This window comes from Chitinophaga deserti (genome assembly GCF_003149455.1).
GTDB lineage: Bacteria > Bacteroidota > Bacteroidia > Chitinophagales > Chitinophagaceae > Chitinophaga > Chitinophaga deserti.
In genome coordinates this window covers 223,428-244,100 of the sequence record NZ_QFFK01000001.1, presented here as the reverse complement: position 1 = coordinate 244,100, position 20,673 = coordinate 223,428, and the positions used below count along the sequence as shown (strand labels likewise).

Here is a 20,673-nt window from a genome sequence, read left to right as displayed (position 1 = left end):
TGAAACACAATACGGGAAGGGCTTCCGTCTACGGATGGAGTGGCGTGCGTATGCCTGCACGTTCCAAAAGGCCTGGTCCGGCCACCACGTAATCTTCTTTACTGTAAAACACAAACTATGAAACAAATTGTACGCCGTATGCGCGTCCCGGCCAAACGCTTTGGCAGCCGACTGCTGCTGTGGTGCCTTGCCATCGCCTGGGCTGCCACGGCACAGGCTCAAAACAGGAAAGCATCGCTGAAAGGCGTAGTGCAGGACGGCCAGGGATCTCCAATTCCCGGAGCCACCATCGTCATTTCAGCCGATAAACCGGCATTCAAAACCGGAACGGCTACCGCTTCAGACGGATCTTTCTCCTTCTCCGGCATTGAACCGGGCGACCGTTACACGCTGCGCGTCACTTATATCGGTTACGATCCCGTAACACAGGCGCTTTCGCTTAAAGCAGGCGATAATACACTGTCTGTTCTCCAGCTCCAGCCCTCCAGTTCCAGCATGAACGAAGTGGTAGTAGTAGGATATGGTACACAAAAGAAAATTGATGTAACTGGTGCGGTGGATCAGATTAGTGGTGCCAAACTCGCAGAGCGCCCTATCGCCAACGTATTCCAGGGTCTGCAGGGAGCTTCTCCCGGCCTGAATATCACTTATTCAGGCGGCCGGCCCGGCAGCCTGCCCAACCTCAACATCCGCGGTATGGGCTCTATCAACAGCGGTGGTGGTTCACCTCTCATCCTCATCGACGGGATTGCTTCCACTAACGACGATCTGCTGAGGCTCAATCCTACCGATATTGAATCTATCACCACCCTCCGCGATGGTAGTTCTGCAGCTATCTACGGCGCCCGTGCTGCTTTTGGTGTACTGCTCATCAATACACGCAAAGGAAAAGGAGAAGGAAAGCAATCCATCTCCTACAACAACTATTTCGCAGTATCCAAGCGTACACTTACCCCTGATCCGATCACCGATCCGTTCATTTTTATGAAAGTGATGCAGACTTCGGCCGATAATACGCCGTGGCATTATGCCACCTTCACTTCCTGGCAGTATGAATGGGGAAAACAACGTTCCGAGAACCCTTCCGTACCCGATGTTAAAACCAACCCAGACGATCCCACCAAATGGGCCTATATGGGTAACAAGGACTGGAACGATTACTTCTTCGCGAAATCCAACTTCTCGCAATATCATAACGTCTCGTTGACAGGTGCCACTTCAGGAAAGAACCCGGTGAACTACCTGCTGTCTGCCGATTATACCAAAGAGAATGGCTTGAACAAGCTGGCGAAAGACGACTGGAACCGTTATGGCATGCGTGCCAACATAGGCCTGAAGCCCCTCAAATGGCTGTCTGTCGAAAATAACTTCAACATCTACCAACTGGTGCAGGATCAGCCCACCTTTAACCTCCTGGATGTGTATTACACCCAGCCCATCAACGTGGATAAGAATCCTGATGGTACCTGGGCTAATAATACCGCAGGTATCTTAGCTGCTCAGCTGAAAGACGGTGGCCGTAATAACCAGACACGTTTCGGGTTCCAGAACCTCCTGCGTGGCACAGCATCCATGCTTAACGGCGACCTTACCATCACCGGTTCTGCAAGCATAAAACGTGAGCTCTGGAAGTATCATGTGGAAAGCCTGCCTGTGCAAATTGGCTATGGCCCGGGCGATGTACGCGAGATCAATGGACCGAGTTCCGTAACAGAAACCAATGGCACCGTGAATCAGAACGTGTATGACATCTTCGCTAACTATAGCAAGAAACTCGGTGAACACGATTTCAATGTAACAATTGGCTATAACCAGGAATATTACCAGTGGGCACCGGTAACAGCCAGCAGAAACAATCTGGTATCGGCCCAGTTGCCCCACCTCAGTCTTGCTACCGGAGACATGAGTGTAAGCAATAACGGGTATTATGACTTCGCCATCCGCAGCTACTTCGGCCGTGTAGATTATACCTTCAAAGGGAAATATATGCTGAAGTATACACAACGTGCAGATGGCTCGTCGCGATTCCCGCCGGCAGACCGCTGGGCATCCTACCCGTCTTTCTCCGGTGCGTGGATCGTGAGCCGCGAGAATTTCTGGAAAGGCATTGCTCCACTTGTTTCCACTTTCAAGTTAAGGGCCGGCTTAGGCACGCTCGGCAACCAGTCTGTGGATTATTACGGCTACATCCAGACACTGCCTGTACGTACCAGCGGCTATCTGGTAAATGGCAACTTCCCCATGGTGGCAGGACAGGCGCCTCCGCTGCGTGTTGATCCTAACAACTACACCTGGGAGAACGTGTCGGGCCCCAACTTCGGGGCAGACCTCGGTTTCCTTAATAACCGCATCACCATCAGTGCCGATTATTACATCCGTAATACCACCGGTATGCTGGCGCCTGCATCCGTATTGCCAGGAGTACTGGGTACCGGAGCTCCGCAGCAAAATGCTGCCGATATGCGTACCAAAGGCTGGGAGCTGGGTGTGGAGTACAACAATAATTTCAACGTAGGCGGTAAACCGCTGAGCCTCGCCGTGCGTGGCCGTGTGTGGGACAGCCGAAGCACCATTACCCGCTACGATAATCCGCAGGGCTTCTTTAGCGGATACCGTGTAGGACAGGAGATAGGCGAAATATGGGGCCTCACCAGCGACGGGCTTTTCCAAAATCAGGGAGAGATCGATAAGCTGGATCAGTCTGCAATAATTCCCTGGAGCGCGCTGAAAGTGGTACCGGGATGGCCTAAGTATCTTGACAAAGATGGTAACGGTAAAATCGAAACGGGTAACAGCACTAAAGATGCTAAAGACCTCAGTATTATTGGTAATACCAGTCCGCGTTATCAGTATGGTTTCAATATCGACCTCGGCTGGAATAACATCGACTTTGCCTTGTTCTTCCAGGGTATCGGTAAAATGGATTACTATCCGCAGAACTATCTTTTCTGGGGTCCTTATCAGCAGCCATATGCCAACATCTATCCCTGGAACCTGGACTTCTACCGTGGCAGTGCAGCTACCGAAGCAGAGCGTGCTACTTACCCCAAAGCTTACATCGATGCCGGACTGGCAGAAGCTAATCTGAACCCACGCTATCCTGCATTACAAGCCTGGCTGGCAGACCAGCGTACAGGGCAGGGGCTTGCCATTCCTCAGACCAACTATCTCCAAAGCGCAGCATACCTCCGCCTTAAGAACTTAACCATCGGTTACAGCCTGCCACAGCGCTGGATCGGAAGGGCTGGACTTACCCGTGCCCGAATCTTCTTTACGGGAGAGAACCTGTACGAATTTTCATCCATCAAGCAATATATCGATCCGGAAGCGATCACTTCAGGAAACGGCTGGAACTATCCATTCCAGCGCAAATATTCCATGGGCGTTAACGTGACGCTTTAATCCATTCCAATCCGAAAAAATCTTCCCATGAGAAAAATTATCATCGCTATACTCGCCGCGGGTGCTTTTGCAGGGAGCGCATGTAAAAAGGACTTCCTCAACAGGTACCCCACCACATCGGTATCGCCACAGCTGTTCTTTAAATCGGAAAGTGATCTGAGCATGTACATCTTCGGGCTGCTGAATCATTCCGGCTCGGGCATTTACCTCAGTGAGCAGGGTACCGACAACTGTGCTACCACCGGCAACCAGACGATCATCAACATGATGACGAGTACTCCCAATTCCAGGAATATGCCGAGTGCATGGAGCTGGGGCCGTTTGCGCAACATTAATTACTTCCTCGAGAACTACCAGCAGGCAAAGGTTACTGACGATGTAAAGAACCATTATGCAGGCCTCGCCAGGTATTATCGTGCCATGTTCTACATGGATAAAATCAAAACGTACTCCGATGTGCCCTGGTATGGGAGAACCCTTAATCCTTCCGATACCGCATTGCTCTATGCCCCCCGCACACCACGTGCCCAGGTGATGGACAGTGTGATCGCAGATCTGGTGTTTGCATCGCAGAACGTAAAGGAAAGCGTTCCCTCAGGTACACCGGGCCTCTGGGCGGTAAAAGCAACATATGCAAGGATCGCATTGTATGAAGGTACGTTCAGAAAGTATCACCCTGAGCTGAACCTTGCTGCCACCGCTAACCGTTTCCTCGATTCAGCAAGGAAGCAGGCGCTGGATGTAATGAACTCCGGTAAATTCACACTGGCCGCTAAATTCAGCGATAACTTCAACAGTCTCGACCTCAGCGGCAGCAAGGAAGTAATCCTGAATTGTCCTTATGACGTAACGAAGAAAGGAGGCTCCAGTGCCAATAATAACAGCACAGTGTTCGGGGATTATGAACAATCGCCCTCACGCGATCTGGTGCAGACCTTCCTGATGAAAGACGGTACCCGTTTCACTGATAAGCCGAATTACAACCAGTTTGGCTTCGTGGAGGAATTTACGGACCGTGATCCGCGCCTTGGATTTACCATCGTACCTCCCGGTTTCGTTAGGCTGCCAGCCACGCGTCCTTATGTACAAACGTTCTCCAATAACTTCACCGGCTACCATCAGCTGAAAGGTTACTTCAACTTCAGTACAGACGGTCAGGTGATCGGCAGCACCGATGTGCCTTCTATCCGATACGCAGAGGTATTGCTCACCTATGCTGAAGCGGTCGCGGAAATGGGAACTGCAACACAAACGGATATAGATAATAGCATAGGGCTGCTTCGTGGCCGTGTGAATATGCCCGGCCTGAATATGGCTGCCGCTAATGGAGATCCTGATCCAGTGCTGGCAGCACAATACCCTGCAGTACAGGGGGCTAATAAAGGCCTGATACTGGAAGTGCGCAGGGAAAGAAGGGTGGAGCTGGCTATGGAAGGATACCGGTATGATGATATCATGCGCTGGTATGCCGGAAAACGCCTGCAGATAATTCCCCTCGGTATGTATTTCCCAGGCCTTGGTCAGTACGACCTCACGGGGGATGGTGTTGCAGATGTTATCCTGATTTCGAAAAACACGGCTATCCCCCCCGATAGCGAGAAAATTAAAAACTCTCTCGGTGTAACCCTTATTTATTACAAAACCGGCAACTATGCCGAACCGGGTGTTGCTATTTATCTGGAAAACGGGGAAGCTGGCGGCAGGATCGTAACGGGTACTACTGCCCGGACTTTCGCGGAGCCTAAGTTTTACTACTACCCGGTTCCTTTCTCAGAAACCAGTATGAACCCGAACCTGAAACAGTTGTTCGGTTGGGATTGATCACTATTCACTATCATAAAACCCTCGAATCATGATCCTCAAAATCACAGCAATCGCCGTAATGATGGGCTTTTTCGGAATGACGAATGCCCCGGCCCCTTCAGCAGAAACACCCGCCGCGAAAGAAATCGCGCTCGGCGGAGGTACTATCACTATGGTGGCTGCTCCTGCTCCTCCTTCCCCTTACGTAAAATCTGTACAGTTTAAGTACAACGGAGCTTTCGTAGGTGCGAAGTTTAAAGTGGAAAGCGCAGACGGATGTGCCATTTACACTTATGCAGGAACTTCCGGCCTGGTTCACGAAAACGTAGGCGGTGTAATGTTCAAGGCGGATTGTGGTACTACCCGTTACATCGACGTGTATTACAATGACAATGGTAACTGGGTGGATTACCAGCGTTTCCAGGTAACGCTCTAAGCTACCGTATTTCCCTGGCGCCGGCGGGATAATATCCGCCGGCGCTATTTATTTATAAAATGATAACGTTTGCTATTTGTTTATTCATACTAAACAAATGTATATTTGATAATTCAAACCCAGCATCATGAACAGATTAGACTTTTTATCCAGTATAGGGCTGCTTGCAGGCGCTTCCGTGACCGATGGCCTAACCGGAGGCGGCGAAAGGGAGAAAGCACCGGCAAAGGGCAAGCCCGTGCTTACCGTGGCCCATATTACCGATGTGCATATCCGTGAAGGTGATGATGCGCCCGCACGTTTCAAAAAAGTTCTCGGCAATATCATCAGGGAGCATAAGCCCGACTTCTTCCTCAATACCGGCGATTCCATCCACGATGCATCTTACGACAACGTGGTGCGCGATCAGGTAACTGCCCAGTGGGCAATATGGGATGATTGTATCAAAACCATCGGGAAGTACGAGATCCATTCCTGCCTCGGTAACCACGACATGTGGTGGAAAGCACCCTCCAAAGAGGATGATATGTATGGCAAATCCTATGTGGTAAAGCGCCTCGGCACTCCTAACCGCTATTATACCGTGCAGAAGGGGAACTGGCACTTCTTTATGCTGGATGGCAATAACAAAAACATTTCGCTGGACGAAGAGCAGTTTACCTGGCTGAAAGGGAAACTGGAAGCGCTGCCGGAAGGGGATTTTGCAGTAATGACTTCCCATTACCCCATTTTAGGTACCACACAGGTGCTGGAAGGCGGCGGACATTCCGATTGTAAGGCTTTGAAGAACCTGTTCTACAAAACCAACCGGGTGCGCCTATGCCTCAGTGGTCATAACCACCTGTCAGACAATACGGTGTACAACGGTATTACCTACGCCTGTAACGGGGCCATGAGCGGCTTTTGGTGGGGTAAGGGAGATAAAGACTCCGCAGGACCATACTTTTATCAGGAGACGCCTCCCGGCTACGCCATCCTGAAACTCTATAAAGACGGAACCCTGGAAAACAGGTATTTCCCGCACGGATTGTAACCAATCACGGAATAGGGGAGCATAAATAGCAGGGTTTTACTATTTTAACGGAAAGAAACCTTTTCTATTTATGCTTCGCTATTTTATGATGACCGTTCTGGCCGGTTTCCACGTCGTTGCCAGCGCACAGATCCGCCTGCCGGATGTGCTTTCCGATAATATGGTTCTCCAGCGGAACGATTCTGCCCTGCTTTGGGGCTGGGCTTCGCCGGGAGAAAAGATCCGTATTCAGGCATCCTGGAAATCCACTCCTGACTCAGCCGTTTCTTCCGGCAACTCCGTTTGGAGCGTAAAGATCAAAACTCCCGACGCTGGCGGGCCTTATACCATAAAACTGCGTGGCTGGAATACGATAGAGCTGAAGAACATCCTCATCGGGGAAGTTTGGGTATGCAGCGGCCAGTCGAACATGGAATGGAGCGGTAACCACGGCCTGCCCGATATTAAAGCCGAACTGGCTACCTGTGCAGACGATCAGCTGCGCTTCTTCCAGGTCCCTAAAATCACCTCCAATAGTCCGCAGGACGATGTGCCTGGTAAATGGACATCCTGCGATTCCACTACGCTTAAACCTTTCAGTGCCATAGGCTACTTCTTTGGCAAAGAGCTGCGTAAGAAGCTGGGCGTGCCTGTAGCGCTCATCAATTCCAGCTGGGGAGGTACTCCTGCAGAGGTGTGGACGCCTGCTGAGCTGGTGACCGGCGCCCCTCAACTTGCAGCAGCTGCTGCTAAGCAGGGCGTAAACGGATACCGCCCGCATGTGGCCGGTAAAACCTACAACGCTATGATTGCCCCGCTCACCAACTACCGCATTGCGGGAGCTATCTGGTACCAGGGTGAAAGTAATACGGGTACTGCCGCCACCTACAAGCCGCTGATGGAGACTATGATTGGCTCCTGGCGGAAGGCATGGGGAATAGATTTCCCTTTCTATTATGTGCAAATAGCTCCGTTCACATACGGTGCCGGCACGGTAAAAGGTGCCCTGTTGAGAGAATCCCAGGAGCAAACGCTGTCGTATCCTAAAACGGGTATGGTTGTAATCTCCGATCTGGTAGATGATACCACAAACATCCACCCCATCAATAAACATGATGTAGGCCTGCGACTGGCTAACCTGGCACTGGGTGATCATTACGGAAAGCAGGGTATTGCCTTCAAAAGCCCGCAATTCGACAGGATGGAGAAGAAGAACAACCAGATCATCATCCATTTCAGGCATGCAGACAATGGCCTGATGCTGAAAGGGGCGGCTAAAGAATGGTACATCGCAGGAGCCGATAAGAAATTTGTACCTGCAGATGTGAAGGTAAAAGGCAATACAGTAACGGTGTCCGGTAAAGGAATAACCCAGCCGGAGGCAGTGCGTTTCGCTTTCAGCAACGCTGGAATCGGTAACATCTTCAGTAAAGAAGGCCTGCCGGTTAGTCCGTTCCGGACAGACAACTGGCCGGAACAATAATCAGCCGTAAGGCGGCGGGACTGCACCGCAATGAACAATGCAGAAGTAGCGGCGTTGATTATGCATATCAACGCCGCTTTTTTATGAAATGCATCCTCGCCCTATTGCTGCTGGCAGGCAGCGCGGCTAACGCGCAGCAACAGCGCTTACTGACCTCTCTGATCCAGCGGATGACCCTCGATGAGAAGATCGGTCAGCTGAACCTCCTGACCAGCGATATGGACGTTACTGGTCCGTTTATGAAGGAGAATTACAAACAGGATATCCTCAGTGGTGCCTGCGGTGCCATTTTCAACGCATATACTCCCCAATATACCCGTATGCTGCAGGACATGGCCATGAAAACCCGGCTGAAGATCCCCCTGTTATTCGGGTACGATGTTATCCACGGACATAAAACCATTTTCCCCATCCCTTTAGGTGAAGCCTGTACCTGGGACCTCCCGCTGATGGAGAAAACCGCACGCATTGCAGCAGAAGAAGCGAGTGCCGATGGGCTCCACTGGACTTATTCCCCCATGGTGGATATTGCCCGTGATCCCCGCTGGGGGCGTGTAGCGGAAGGTGTAGGGGAAGATACCTGGCTGGGAGAACAAATTGCCAGGGTAAAGGTACGCGGCTACCAGGGCAACGATCTTGCTGCCACCAATACCATTCTCGCCTGTGTAAAGCACTTTGCCCTGTATGGCGCCATAGAAGCGGGCAGGGATTACAATACTGTAGACATGAGCCGCCGTCAGATGTACCAGTACTACCTCCCGCCTTACAAGGCTGCAGTAGAAGCCGGCGCTGCCACGGCCATGACATCTTTCAACGAAGTCGACGGTATTCCTGCAACCGGTAACCGCTGGCTGCTCACAGAGTTGCTGCGCAAAGAATGGGGCTTTAAAGGGTTTGTGGTAACAGACTACACGTCTATCAACGAAATGATCCCTCATGGAATCGTGAAGAATGAATACGAGGCAGCAGAACTGGCATTGAAGGCCGGGGTAGATATGGATATGCAGGGCAGCGTATATGCCACCCAGCTGAAGAAGCTCGTAACGGATAAGAAAATACCGGTTAAGCTGATCGATGATGCCGTATACCGAGTGCTGGAAGCCAAATACAAACTGGGCCTGTTTCAGGACCCGTACCGGTATTGTGATACCCAGCGCGCTGCAAGTGTTAACATGCGGCCGGAACATTTGCAGGTTGCCCGCGAAACTGCGCAACGGTCTGTCGTTTTATTAAAGAACGAAGGACAGGTATTGCCCCTGAAGCAAAGTGTTAAAGTGGCGCTGATAGGACCACTGGGAGATTCGCAGCGGGATATGATCGGCAACTGGTCTGCCGCGGGGGATTACAAGAAGTCTGTCACTTTACTGCAGGGACTGAAAGAAGCTGGTATAACAGTAACATATGCACAGGGTGCGCAGGTAACCAGCGATGCGCAGTTGATGGGTAAGCTGGGTTTACAGGTAGGAGATGAAGATGCCATGCTGAAGGAAGCACTGGATGTGGTACGGGGTCGGGGTGCAGATGTGGTGGTAATGGCACTGGGAGAGTCGCAGGGTATGAGTGGAGAAGCTGCCAGCAGGTCGGATATAGGAATCCCGGCTTCGCAGAAGCGATTACTGGAAGCGGTGCTGCAAACCGGTAAACCTGTGGTGCTAACCCTCTTCAACGGAAGGCCGCTTACACTGGAATGGGAAAACGCACATGTACCAGCTATTCTCGTTACCTGGTTTGGTGGTACGCAGGCTGGGCATGCCATTGCGGATGTGCTTTTAGGAAAGTTCAATCCATCCGGTAAACTGACGATGACCTTTCCCAGGAATGTAGGGCAGATACCCATCTACTACAACCGGAAAAATACCGGCCGCCCCTTGGATGCCAATAATAAATACACCTCCAAATACCTCGATGTTGCCAACGATCCATTGTTCCCCTTTGGCTTTGGTCTCAGCTATACTACATTCGAATATGGACCACTGCAGCTAAGTGCAAATACTATGGCCATGAACGGTAGCCTCCGCGCTTCAATAACTGTTACCAATACCGGCGGGTACGATGGGTATGAAACGGTGCAACTGTACCTGCGCGATGTTACGGCCAGCGTAAACCGGCCACTGCAGGAGTTGCGCGGCTTCAAAAAGATATTCCTCAAAAAGGGAGAAAAGCAGGAGGTACGCTTCGAGATTACTGCTGCAGACCTCAAATTCTATGACCGTAACATGCGTTATGTAGCGGAACCTGGTGAATTTCGCTTACAGGCAGGCCCCAACAGCCGCGATGTGCAGGAAGTAAAATTTGAGCTGAAACCCTGATTAATACAGGAGCTTACGCAGCAGGTCGGGCTGTACGATACGGATTCGGGTGCCCTGCATCTCTATCAGCTTTTCCGATTTGAAATCACTGAGCGTGCGGATGAGAGATTCGGTTGCCGTACCTACAAAGCGTGCAATGTCATCACGGGACAATTCTATGAGGGCATCGGGCTGCTGTTCCAGATGCAGCTTGTCGTGGATGGCAAGGAGGCCGTTTGCCACGCGCTTCCTTAAAGAGTCATACGCGAGCTGGAGTAAACGGTCTTCTTTTTCCTTCACTTCCATGGCGATACGCTTGATGAAAGTGCGCGCCACGCTGATATCGTTCATCAGTTGTTCGAGGAACACTTCTTTGGGAATCTGTACCAGCTCCGTCTGGTCGAGGGCTTCGGCGTTTTCTTCATACACATGATCTTCCAGCAGGGGCACATAGCCGAAGTAATCCCCGGTTCCGAAGAGGTTGGTGATGTATTCCTTGCCATCATCATTCAGGCGGAAGGCTTTCACCTTACCGCTTTTCACGTAGTATAAGAATTGCGGGTGCTTGCCTTCGCGGTATACGGATTGCTTCTTTGCATAAGGCGCTACGTCGTAACTGTCAAGATCGAGCTGCAGGAGGCCGGAGGCCTGCCAGTCCTGGAGCATAGTGCCGATAGATTGTGTTCTGGCAGCAGCAAACTTCTCCTGGAGGAACTGTTGCTTTTTCAGCCGTGTTTCAATGGCCGTGAGCAGCTCCACATCTTCGAACGGTTTGGTGATATAGTCGTCGGCTCCCATTTCCATGCCTTTACGCCAGTCGCTCCTGTCTGTTTTGGCAGTTACGAAGATGAAAGGGATATGTTCTGTTTCGGGATATTTACGGAGCATATGCAGTACACCGTAGCCGTCCAGCTCAGGCATCATGATGTCGCAGATAATGAGGTCGGGGCGATGTTCGCGTGCCATTTCAACAGCCTGTTTGCCGTTTTCGGCTTCGAGTGCCCTGTATCCTGCAAGCGTGAGAATTTCCGCTACGTTTTCCCGGATGCCGGGGTGATCGTCTACTACCAGTATCGTCGCTATCATGTGGAAGGAAGGTTTGGAAAATTGATGGAAATGGTGGTGCCTTTGTTAAGTTCGCTCGCTACGCCTATTTCGCCATGCAGCATGTCTACATACCTTTTTACGATATGCAGGCCCAGACCGGTTCCCTGGATGTTGGTCACGTTACGGGCGCGGAAGAAACTGCTGAACAGATACGCTTTATCTTCTTCCGGGATACCCATTCCCTGATCTGCTACTTCAGCCCATATCTGTCCGTTCTGTTCCCACAGTTTCCAGCCGATGGAGGTGCCGGCGGGGGAGAACTTAATGGCGTTGGTGAGGAGGTTTACGAAAATATGTTTGAGCAATCGCTTGTCGGATATCACCTGTAGGTTGGCCTGCACATCGGGTTGCAGTATCTGTCCAGGTTTTAGTAGGCCCTGAACTTCTTCAGCAGTTTCCTGCGCGAAGGCTGAGAGGGAAATCACTTCAGGATGAACATGCACTTTGCCTTCTTCAATACGGCCCAGTGAAAGGGTGTCTTCCAGCAGCTCGTTGAGGTGTATCACGGATTCCCTGATCTTACCCACATGCTTTTCACGGCGGGGCTGTTCATCTGTATTGGGATATTTGGCAATGAGGGCTGCGGAAGAAAGGATGGCGCTCAAAGGAGTGCGGAACTCATGAGAGGCCATGGATACAAAGCGGGATTTGATCTCGTTTAGTTCTTTTTCCTTTTCCAGTGCGTCTTTCAGTTCAGCCTGTGAAGAGGCCAGGTGTGAAAGGGCCAGTTCCAGATTGGCGGTTCTTTTCTCTACTTCCTTTTCCAGCGCCTGGTTCAGTTCCTGCATGGTGCGGTACAGCCGTTTCAGGAACAGCACCAGCATGGTGGAGCTGATAACGAGGATGAGGGAGAAGAAGTGCTCGATAAACACTTCCGCAAGGTTGGGGTTCTTATGCGGGAGGCACGCGATCACTACTACCAGTACGGTACAGGCGATGCCCATAAACCGGGTAGGTGCGTCTTTTTTGATGAAGATGGTGAGCAGGATGGCGGTGATAAGCCCTCCGTCGAAGAAGTTGTAATCGGGCCGCCAAACCAGCAGGCATGCGGTCACCAGCATGATGAAGATCGAGATGATGAGCGTCTGCCGTTGGCCGAAGTGAAACATGTGGATTACTTACGTTAACTGCAAAGATAACATTTAAGGGCCTATTGTCTGACCGGCATGACGAAAGTCACTATTTTTCGTCCGATTTCGGAATTGCAGGCGTATTGCCATCCCGGTAGGCCTGATACGCGGGCGACATAATCTCCTGCCCTGCATTATGGAATGTGTCCAATATGTTCTTATACAGCTCGGAATACAGCACTGCCATCCGCTCCGGCGTCTTCGTATACACGTTGATTTCGTAATTGACATAGTAATCGCTCAGGGCCGTTTGCAGCACAAAAGGCTTAGGCTCCTGCAGCAGGCCTTCCGTTTTGGACGCCGCTTCCAGCAATAGAGCATGCACTTTAGGCCAGGGAGTATCATAACCAATCGTTACTTCCACATGAAGGATCAGCCCGGGTTCCTGGGCACAGGAGGAGTAATTGATGGTTCTGCCGCCGAGAATTACGGCATTGGGGATGGTTACATCTTCGTTTTTGATAGTGCGGATGCGCGTTACCAGCAGGGTTTTCTCAATCACATCACCCGTTACATCACCCACCTGTATCCTTTCCCCGATCTTAAATGGCCGCATATAGGTGATCACTACGCCCGCCACCATATTGGCGATGGCCGACGATGAGCCGATGGAGATCAGCAATCCCAGAAATACCGACACACCCTGGAATACCCTTGACCCAGATCCCGGCAAATACGGATAAATAGCCACAAACATGAAGATATACAACAGCACCTTTACGATGTTATAGGTAGGCTTCGCCCAATCCGGATAAAAGCCCCTGATCTGCAATACGCCCCTTTCTATCTCCCCCGCCATGAATCGTACCAGCCTGATAATATAACGGGTGAAGAGGTAAATGACGAGGATGGTAAGCAGGTTGGGTATGTAGGCCAATATATTGCGGAGGATATCTTTCAGCGGATCGAGCACATAAGTGAGCAGCCTTTCTGCCAGCTTCTCCGTCCAGGGGAATATGCCGAATAATATGGGTAGTGTAAAGTAAACGATGATAAGAAGTGCCGCCAGCCGGATGATGGCTACTGTTTTAAGCCAGAGCCCGCGCACGCGGTCGCCCGAGAGGAGGGTATAGTTGTTGACCACAAAGGGTTTGTAAGTACGGCGCGCATACCGGTATTTGATGCGGCGGTACAATTTGTTGAGCAGCCAGATGATCACGAGCAATCCTGCCAGTACTGCCAGCGCTTCTAGGGCAAAGAGCATCACCTGCCGGAAGCTGGAAAAGGATTGCAGTTCACCGGTCTTCTCTTTGATGACTGACAGGTAATTACTGGCAAGCATGGTCCTGTCGAGATCGGTGAAGCCGGCATCACGGGAGGTGATGGTCATAATCACCTGCCCTTTATACATAATCCGGGAGGCCACCGTGTCTTCTGTCAGTATCATTGAATCCGGACGGAAGTCGTGCTGGTTGTAAATAGCGGTAAGCCTGTTGCTGATAAGGGCCGCCCTTTCGTGCAGGTGGAGATTGTGGGGAGCTGTTTGCAGCACAAACAAGGTATCTCCCTGGAATATTACAGGGGCGGAGGGAAGGCTGTCCTGTGCTACAGACCGTAGTCCGGTAAGCAGGCACAGAACGAGCCATACTATTTTCCAGTGGTGCATACAAACATGGGTTTGTATGTAATTTAACAAATTGCCGCTAAATCAGAGCGTTATGGCGGAAGTGGTATTTTCTGCATACAGCACCCAATCGAAACGCTCCTGCAGTTTTACCGGTAGCAGCGTAAACTGATGCTCAGAAGCATATACGCCTACCGTACGCATTCTGCCAACGAGGTTAGCTTTCTTTAAAGGCAGCAGGAACAGTGGGACTTTGAATTGCTGCAACTGTGCATCTACAGAGCCAGGAAGGGGAGGGATAATAAGATGACCGCTATCTGGATCGCTCCTGAGTTCAGCCTGCGCGCGATAAGTGCCGGAACCGGTGAGCATCGCAATGTTTACATAATGATTGCCATATGCTTCCCGAAGGTGTGCACCCATGGGCTTGAATACCACCATGGAGTCAATATAGTAGTTGCCGAGGTGTGAATTATGTGCCCACAGCATCATCTTTTCCCCTTTGTATTTTTCCCTTATCCACTGCACATTACTGGCCATCATGGAATCGCGGGTATTCATGGATTTAGCCCAGTCTCCTTCCTGCGCCAGGAACTCAACAGATGCAGCCCTGATATTATCGAGATAGAACCTTGCCAGCTGCCATTGTTCTGCCGGAACACTATCGTTTTTTTGAGGAAGAATAAGGGCTAAACTGTCTGCAATCCTGATCAGGGGTATCATAGCCTGTGTGAAGGGGACGGCAGTATCTGCACTATATTCCAGCAGCGGGTTGAAACAATGCAAATTGTAACGGGATGAGATTTCAGTAAGCCCCTGATGGAAATAATGCATCTGCTGGCAGTCGAACCCTGTGAACCGGAGTTTTTTATCGTGGGCAAGATTGTACTTGCGCATCCAGTAAACGAGATCAGCGAGTTCCTGTACCTGGTATACTTTATGGAAATGCTCACGGATAATGGCGATGGGGTTGCCTACGCCCGTTTCGAGGTATTGCTGGATAAGAGCGGCGCCATACGGACTGTCTTCCATCGCGAAAACAGTATATCCCATTTCTTCAGCGAGGAAACGGAATAAGCGGTGCTTCATCCTGAAGAACTCCCGGGAACCGTGTGTGCCTTCGCCGGCACCGATCACTGTGGCGGAGGAGAGGGATGCTTTTAGCGGAAGGAGGTCAGCATAGGAGGTAACAGGATCGGTGCTTTGAAGGCGGTAAGGTTGCTGGGCTATCGCGCCTGTGTACATACAAAGGAGTGCCAGTAACGGCATGCAGATGCGTTTCATGTTATATGGATTATTGATGGAGGATCGGATCAGATGCCGCGCAGCTCACGGAAGAGTGCCGTCTGGCGGCGGCTAACAGGCACGGTGGAACCGTCTGTCATCTCCAGCTGCAACAATTGTGAAGGCAGCAGGGAAACGGATTGTACGTGCTGCAGGTTCACGATATGGCGGCGGCTGGCACGGAAAAAGAATTGCGGATCCAGCTTCTGCTCCAGCGATTGCAGGCTGCGGGGCAGCAAAGGCGCATGCTTCCCGAAGCGGAGGCGCACATAATCATCAGCGGCTTCCAGCAGCCGGATATCTGCCAGCGGCACAAACCAGCAACGGTCTCCGTCTTTCACGAAGATCTTTTCATGGATGGGAAAGTAGGATGCGGCAGAGGCTGCAGGAACTGTGGCCGGTATACGGGCCAGCGCTTCTTCCAGCCGTTTTTCAGTTACGGGTTTCAGCAGATAATCGAGCGCATTGATCTCAAACGCCTGGATGGCATAGGCATCATAGGCGGTGGTGAAAATAACATGGGGTGTGGTTGTTAACCGTTCCAGCAGATCGAAGCCATTGCCTTCGGGCATTTCTATATCGAGGAAAAGGAGCTGCGGACGCAGGCGCATGATCATCTCTTCCGCCTCCCGGATATTGGCAGCTTCCCCTGTGATGGTTATTTGAGGGAAGGCTTTGAGTACACCCCGGAGGTCGCTCCGGGCCAGCCTTTCATCATCTATGATCAGTGCCTGAATCATGCTGCGGGTAGTTTAACCGTGGCACGCACGGTAGTGTCGGAAATATTGGCGATGCGGAAAGTTGCTTTTTCTCCATATAGCAACGCAAGGCGTTTAAGTGTACCGCTGATGCCGAAACCATCGCCTGAACCGGGCTCCGTAAGCTGCCCCGTATTATCGACCTGTATAATGAAATGATTGCCTTTGGTTGCTGCTGATATATGTATAGTGCCACCGGAAGAGCGTTTGGATACCCCGTGCTTGATGGCATTTTCCACGAGTGTCTGCAACAGCATGGGCGGCATGGTTTGTTTTTCAGGAATCGGGCCTATGGTGTATTCTATCAGCAGCCTTTCTTCGAAGCGGATCTTTTCAATTGCGAGGTAATGCTTCACCACTTCCAGTTCTTTGTCGAAAGCAATGAGCTGCTGCCTTTCAGAAAGCATAGCGCTGCGTAGTACTTCCGCCAGTTCGCCCACCGCCCGTTGTGCCCGTTCGGGATTTTCTGCGATAAGACTGCGAATGCTGCTAAGTGAGTTGAACAGGAAATGCGGATTGAGGCGGGTTTTCAGATTATCCAGCTCCGCCTGCTTCAAACGGTTCTCACTTTCCAGTTCCTGTCTTTTTATGCGGCCCTGCGCCAGTGCAAAATAGATGGCCACCCATAACCACACGAGCAGGTGCCATACGAAGATGATCAGGATAAAGACGATGATTAATTGCGCATTGGCGGATAGGCCGTCTCTTTCTTTAAGTCCGTTTGAGGAAAAGGATTTCCATCCGCCTGCTTCCCATACAGACAGGATACCCATATTCACTACCAGGAGGATGGAGGTGCCGATCACGGCCAGCCAGAGTTTAGGGAACACCCCACCGAACCGCATACGCTCCAGGCCCTGCTTCCGGATGAAGAGATGCAGCAGGTGAGTACAGAATATTCCGTTAGCGATATGGAAGTAGTAATCGTAATCGACAAACACATCACTCCGCAACCCGAAGCCATCTATCCGGAGATTGCTCCACAGGTAAGTGAAGATGGCCCAGCCAAGGAGCTGGCTTATCCAGTATCGGTATTGCAGTTTCATGGAATCAAAACTAGTCGTTATAGAGTAAGGTAAGAAATTCAATCAGCCGGATGGTGGAAATAGCCGGTGAATGGCGGGAAGTACCTGCAATAAAAAAAGCGCCCCGGTTCCGGGGCGCTCTCAGGTATGGTCAGTTTTTATCAGCGGATGGAATATACTGCCCCTTTCACCGTGGGGAACGAGGTTTGCCGGGCTGCGTTTTGAGCCTTGTAAACGGCTACGCCTTTGGCATTGTAAACTGATTTGCCGGCAGGTACTACCACAGCACAGGGACCGCCTTTGAGGGAACGGATCTTCGCGGTAGCGATAGCGCCATTTTTCCAGTCCATATCCACAGCAAAGCCCCCGCGTGCCCTGAGCCCTTTCACACTGCCCTGCTGCCATCCGGCTTCGGTAGGGAGAGCGGGGAGGAAGCGGATAACGGTGGAGTCGCCATGACTTTGCAGCAGCATTTCCGCCACACCGGAGGTGAAACCGAAGTTACCATCAATCTGGAAGGGAGGGTGGGCACAGAAGAGGTTGGGATAAGATCCGCCTCCGCGTGCATTGGCGGGATCTACCGGGCGCAGCAGCTTGTGAATCAGGCCAAGGGCATGATCTCCATCCTGCAGGCGTGCCCAGAAGTTAATCTTCCACGCGAGCGACCATCCGGTACCATCATCACCACGCTGGCGGAGAGTTTCGCGCATGGCTGCCGCCAGCTCAGGCGTTTTCCAGGGAGTGATTTCATCATAAGGATGCAAGGCGTATGCATGGGAAACGTGGCGGTGGTGGGGCTCGTTATCTTCCCAGTCGTGCAGCCACTCGTTGATGTCTCCTTTTTTACCGATCTGGTTCGGCGCCAGTTGTGCACGCACACTGTCCATTTCCTTACGCCAGGAGGCATCGGTATTCAGGATGCGCGATGCTTCAATGGATGCGCCGAAGAGTTCGCGGCAGATCTGCATGTCGATGGTAGGGCCCATTGCCGTGCTGGCACGGGTACCATCGGGCATAATGAAGCTGTGCTCAGGCGAGTTGGAAGGCGCTGTTACCAGCCAGCCATGCTCCGGCTCGCGGATAAGGATGGCACGCAGGAAGTCAGACGAGCCTTTTAATACCGGATAATATTCGCGGAGGAAAGCAGTATCGCGTGTAAAGCGGAAATGCTCCCAAATGTGTTCGCATAGCCATGCACCGCCGGTGAGGGTAGAGCCCCAGTCGGCCCCTTCGCCGGGCGATGTAAAGCCCCAGGGGTTAGCGATCACATGCGCCACCCAACCGGGGGCATTGTAATACGCTTTCGCTGTACGGGTACCTTCGTTAGACAGCAGGCGGATATAGCGGTGAAGCGGTTCGGAGAGTTCGTCGAGGCCGGTGATGGGTGCCAGCCAATAGTTCATCTGGAGGTTGATGTCGATATGATAATCTCCGTTCCAGGGTGTCTGATACTCTGGTGCCCAGAGGCCCTGCAGGTTGGCAGGGAGGAAGCCGGGGCGCGATGAGCCGATGAGCAGGTACCGGCCATAGTTGTAATACAGAACAGGCAACTGCGGATCGGGTGTGCCATCGAAATAACGGCGGAGCCTTTCCGGAGTAGTGAGTGCATTGGCACCGGCAGCGTTAGCCGCCAGTGTAAAAGAGCTGCGGTTATAATATGCCTGGTGCGCCTGCTGCTGTGCTTTGCGGAGTGCATCATACGATTTGCCTTTCACACCATTGAGGCGTGTAAGCACAACGGGTAACGGAGCCGGACCACGCTGGCGGAAGTCGGTATTATTATAATCTGTTGCTGCGGAAAAATAAAGAGTAACGGCATCTGCATTTTCAATGGTGAGTCCATCCGCAGAAGCAGTGCTACGGCCACCGGTGAGCTGCGCGGAGAGTGCTCCGGCAAAGCGCATTCCCGGTTCTTTCTCGTTATTAAGTTGCCCTTCCATGATGAGGAATCCGTTTTCGGAACGGGTGGCAGCTTTCTCGCGGCGGGAAAGGGCGGCGGTGAAGGAAACTGCGCCTTTCCTGGAGGAAGTGATGCGCACGGCCAGTACATTGGCAGGGGCGCTTATCCAGGCTTCCTGCGTGTATGTGATGCCGTTACGCTGCCAGGTGGTACGTGTTGCGGCGGTGGAGAGGTCGAGTGTACGGCGGTATGCGCTGAAAGGTGCGGTGGTATCCTTCCAGTTGAGGGTGAGGTCACCAAAGGTCTGATAACAGCCAAAGGGAACATTGGCGCCATTGCCATGACCCGAGCCTTTGCCTTTACAGATGAAGTACTGCTGCAGGAGTGTTTGTGCTTCCTTGTTACGACCTGCAAGGAGTGATTCACGGATGCGGGGGAGGATGCGGTAAGCAGTATCGTTGTCAGCTTCCTGCGGACCGCCGGACCATAAACTGATTTCGTTCAGAGAAATGCGGTCGCGCACCGGGCCGCCATAAATCAGGGCACCGAGGGTGCCGTTCCCCAATGGGAGGGCCTCCTGGTAATAATTGGCGGGCTTATCGAAGTAAAGTGTCTGATCAGTCCGCTGCTGGGCGGTTGCTGCAATGGATACGGCCATCAGGGCCGGGAGTAGCACGTGGTTCATATGTTTAAATATAACCGGATTACAGCTAAAAAGAAAGCGTGTGGTAAAGCAGCAACGGGAAAAGATAAAATGGCATCAACACTTACGAATGGCGGCTTCTTCGTAAATTACCGGATGCGTGTTTATCTCCCTTTGTTGTGGGTACTTGTTTCCTGCCATAGCAACGCTCCCAGGTCAGGGATACCCGATATTTCATACGTTGCTGTTGGCGATTACCGCTATCTGGCACCATGCGGTAACCCTGCATACAGCGATACACTGGCCGCAGGTAAAGGGCGTGGTGACTTCAACGTATATGTATTGAAAGACAGTTCGGATGTGAACAATTGCATCGCATCTGCTTATCCCATTTTACAGAAGCAGGCGTTTCCTATGCGTTACGGAAAAGATTTTTTACTGGCGGTAGAGATGAATGATGCGCCGGACTGGGGGATGGATGTAAAGGTGACAAGAAGTGAGGGCGGGATACTGGAGCTGATGTTAATACCGGTGCGGCAGAAGAGTGGGAAAGAGAAGGCGCAGTACATCTGGCACTTTGCAGCCGATGATAAACGGGTGGTGAAGCTGTTGGGCGCCAACAGGCGATTTGCCTATGCGAAAGGGCCGGCCTGGCAACCGGGGCAGGTTTGGCAGGAAGAGGATTGGGCACAGGGAAAGTGACAGCGGTTTGGGAAGGGGCAGGTGACTGAAAAGAAACCCGCATTGTCTAAGCATCTAAGTAGATCGTTTGATCTTAACCGCGTTATAAATAAATCGATATATCGCTGGACAGGCGCCTCCTCTCAGAAAAAATTGC

Annotated in this window: 14 protein-coding genes; 7 read left to right on the top strand and 7 right to left on the bottom strand. The window is 51.7% G+C overall.

The window, feature by feature from the left end; translation table 11 throughout:
• Window positions 1–117 precede the first annotated feature (117 nt).
• The 6 genes from DEV76_RS00925 to bglX all read left to right on the top strand — a co-directional run bounded on the left by DEV76_RS00925 (window position 118) and on the right by bglX (window position 10,445).
• Window positions 118–3,402: a SusC/RagA family TonB-linked outer membrane protein gene (locus DEV76_RS00925; protein WP_232826841.1), complete on the top strand. Its 3,285-nt coding sequence runs from the start codon at window positions 118–120 to the stop codon at window positions 3,400–3,402.
• Window positions 3,403–3,429: 27 nt separating this feature from the next.
• On the top strand, window positions 3,430–5,223 hold the full coding sequence (locus DEV76_RS00920) for a RagB/SusD family nutrient uptake outer membrane protein (protein ID WP_109694169.1): 1,794 nt from the start codon (window positions 3,430–3,432) through the stop codon (window positions 5,221–5,223).
• A 31-nt stretch (window positions 5,224–5,254) separates the two neighbouring features.
• On the top strand, window positions 5,255–5,641 hold the full coding sequence (locus DEV76_RS00915) for a hypothetical protein (protein ID WP_109694166.1): 387 nt from the start codon (window positions 5,255–5,257) through the stop codon (window positions 5,639–5,641).
• A 127-nt stretch (window positions 5,642–5,768) separates the two neighbouring features.
• Window positions 5,769–6,674: a metallophosphoesterase family protein gene (locus DEV76_RS00910; protein WP_109694164.1), complete on the top strand. Its 906-nt coding sequence runs from the start codon at window positions 5,769–5,771 to the stop codon at window positions 6,672–6,674.
• A gap of 70 nt (window positions 6,675–6,744) precedes the next feature.
• Entirely contained in the window at window positions 6,745–8,136 is a 1,392-nt protein-coding gene (locus DEV76_RS00905; RefSeq protein WP_109694162.1) for a sialate O-acetylesterase, read from the top strand.
• An 83-nt stretch (window positions 8,137–8,219) separates the two neighbouring features.
• Window positions 8,220–10,445: a beta-glucosidase BglX gene (gene bglX / locus DEV76_RS00900; protein ID WP_109694160.1), complete on the top strand. Its 2,226-nt coding sequence runs from the start codon at window positions 8,220–8,222 to the stop codon at window positions 10,443–10,445.
• On the opposite strand, the gene DEV76_RS00895 is transcribed toward bglX, so the two are convergent.
• The 7 genes from DEV76_RS00895 to DEV76_RS00865 form a co-directional block, all read right to left on the bottom strand.
• A complete protein-coding gene (locus DEV76_RS00895) occupies window positions 10,446–11,510 on the bottom strand; it encodes a response regulator (protein ID WP_232826840.1) in 1,065 nt (354 codons plus the stop codon).
• On the bottom strand, window positions 11,507–12,640 hold the full coding sequence (locus DEV76_RS00890) for a sensor histidine kinase (RefSeq protein ID WP_109694158.1): 1,134 nt from the start codon (window positions 12,638–12,640) through the stop codon (window positions 11,507–11,509). Before DEV76_RS00890 ends, DEV76_RS00895 begins: the two co-directional genes overlap by 4 nt.
• A 70-nt stretch (window positions 12,641–12,710) precedes the next feature.
• On the bottom strand, window positions 12,711–14,267 hold the full coding sequence (locus DEV76_RS00885) for a mechanosensitive ion channel family protein (RefSeq protein WP_109694155.1): 1,557 nt from the start codon (window positions 14,265–14,267) through the stop codon (window positions 12,711–12,713).
• Between the two features lie 42 nt (window positions 14,268–14,309).
• Window positions 14,310–15,509: an erythromycin esterase family protein gene (locus tag DEV76_RS00880; RefSeq protein ID WP_109694153.1), complete on the bottom strand. Its 1,200-nt coding sequence runs from the start codon at window positions 15,507–15,509 to the stop codon at window positions 14,310–14,312.
• 29 nt (window positions 15,510–15,538) lie between these two features.
• Window positions 15,539–16,249 (bottom strand): LytR/AlgR family response regulator transcription factor, encoded by a 711-nt coding sequence (locus tag DEV76_RS00875; RefSeq protein ID WP_198651896.1) that lies wholly within the window; start codon window positions 16,247–16,249, stop codon window positions 15,539–15,541.
• Window positions 16,246–17,313: a sensor histidine kinase gene (locus tag DEV76_RS00870; protein WP_109694151.1), complete on the bottom strand. Its 1,068-nt coding sequence runs from the start codon at window positions 17,311–17,313 to the stop codon at window positions 16,246–16,248. The genes DEV76_RS00875 and DEV76_RS00870 overlap by 4 nt, the downstream gene beginning before the upstream one ends.
• A 140-nt stretch (window positions 17,314–17,453) precedes the next feature.
• A complete protein-coding gene (locus DEV76_RS00865) occupies window positions 17,454–19,877 on the bottom strand; it encodes a glycoside hydrolase family 95 protein (RefSeq protein ID WP_109694149.1) in 2,424 nt (807 codons plus the stop codon).
• A 69-nt stretch (window positions 19,878–19,946) separates the two neighbouring features.
• Here DEV76_RS00865 and DEV76_RS00860 point away from each other — a divergent pair, with 69 nt between their 5' ends.
• Entirely contained in the window at window positions 19,947–20,537 is a 591-nt protein-coding gene (locus DEV76_RS00860; RefSeq protein ID WP_157962644.1) for a hypothetical protein, read from the top strand.
• Window positions 20,538–20,673 lie beyond the last annotated feature (136 nt).

Coding starts and splice junctions, on each gene's coding strand:
- DEV76_RS00925 (WP_232826841.1), top strand. CDS start 118: ATGAAACAAATTGTACGCCGTATGCGCGTCCCGGCCAAACGCTTTGGC.
- DEV76_RS00920 (WP_109694169.1), top strand. CDS start 3,430: ATGAGAAAAATTATCATCGCTATACTCGCCGCGGGTGCTTTTGCAGGG.
- DEV76_RS00915 (WP_109694166.1), top strand. CDS start 5,255: ATGATCCTCAAAATCACAGCAATCGCCGTAATGATGGGCTTTTTCGGA.
- DEV76_RS00910 (WP_109694164.1), top strand. CDS start 5,769: ATGAACAGATTAGACTTTTTATCCAGTATAGGGCTGCTTGCAGGCGCT.
- DEV76_RS00905 (WP_109694162.1), top strand. CDS start 6,745: ATGCTTCGCTATTTTATGATGACCGTTCTGGCCGGTTTCCACGTCGTT.
- bglX (WP_109694160.1), top strand. CDS start 8,220: ATGAAATGCATCCTCGCCCTATTGCTGCTGGCAGGCAGCGCGGCTAAC.
- DEV76_RS00895 (WP_232826840.1), bottom strand. CDS start 11,510: ATGATAGCGACGATACTGGTAGTAGACGATCACCCCGGCATCCGGGAA.
- DEV76_RS00890 (WP_109694158.1), bottom strand. CDS start 12,640: ATGTTTCACTTCGGCCAACGGCAGACGCTCATCATCTCGATCTTCATC.
- DEV76_RS00885 (WP_109694155.1), bottom strand. CDS start 14,267: ATGCACCACTGGAAAATAGTATGGCTCGTTCTGTGCCTGCTTACCGGA.
- DEV76_RS00880 (WP_109694153.1), bottom strand. CDS start 15,509: ATGAAACGCATCTGCATGCCGTTACTGGCACTCCTTTGTATGTACACA.
- DEV76_RS00875 (WP_198651896.1), bottom strand. CDS start 16,249: ATGATTCAGGCACTGATCATAGATGATGAAAGGCTGGCCCGGAGCGAC.
- DEV76_RS00870 (WP_109694151.1), bottom strand. CDS start 17,313: ATGAAACTGCAATACCGATACTGGATAAGCCAGCTCCTTGGCTGGGCC.
- DEV76_RS00865 (WP_109694149.1), bottom strand. CDS start 19,877: ATGAACCACGTGCTACTCCCGGCCCTGATGGCCGTATCCATTGCAGCA.
- DEV76_RS00860 (WP_157962644.1), top strand. CDS start 19,947: ATGGCATCAACACTTACGAATGGCGGCTTCTTCGTAAATTACCGGATG.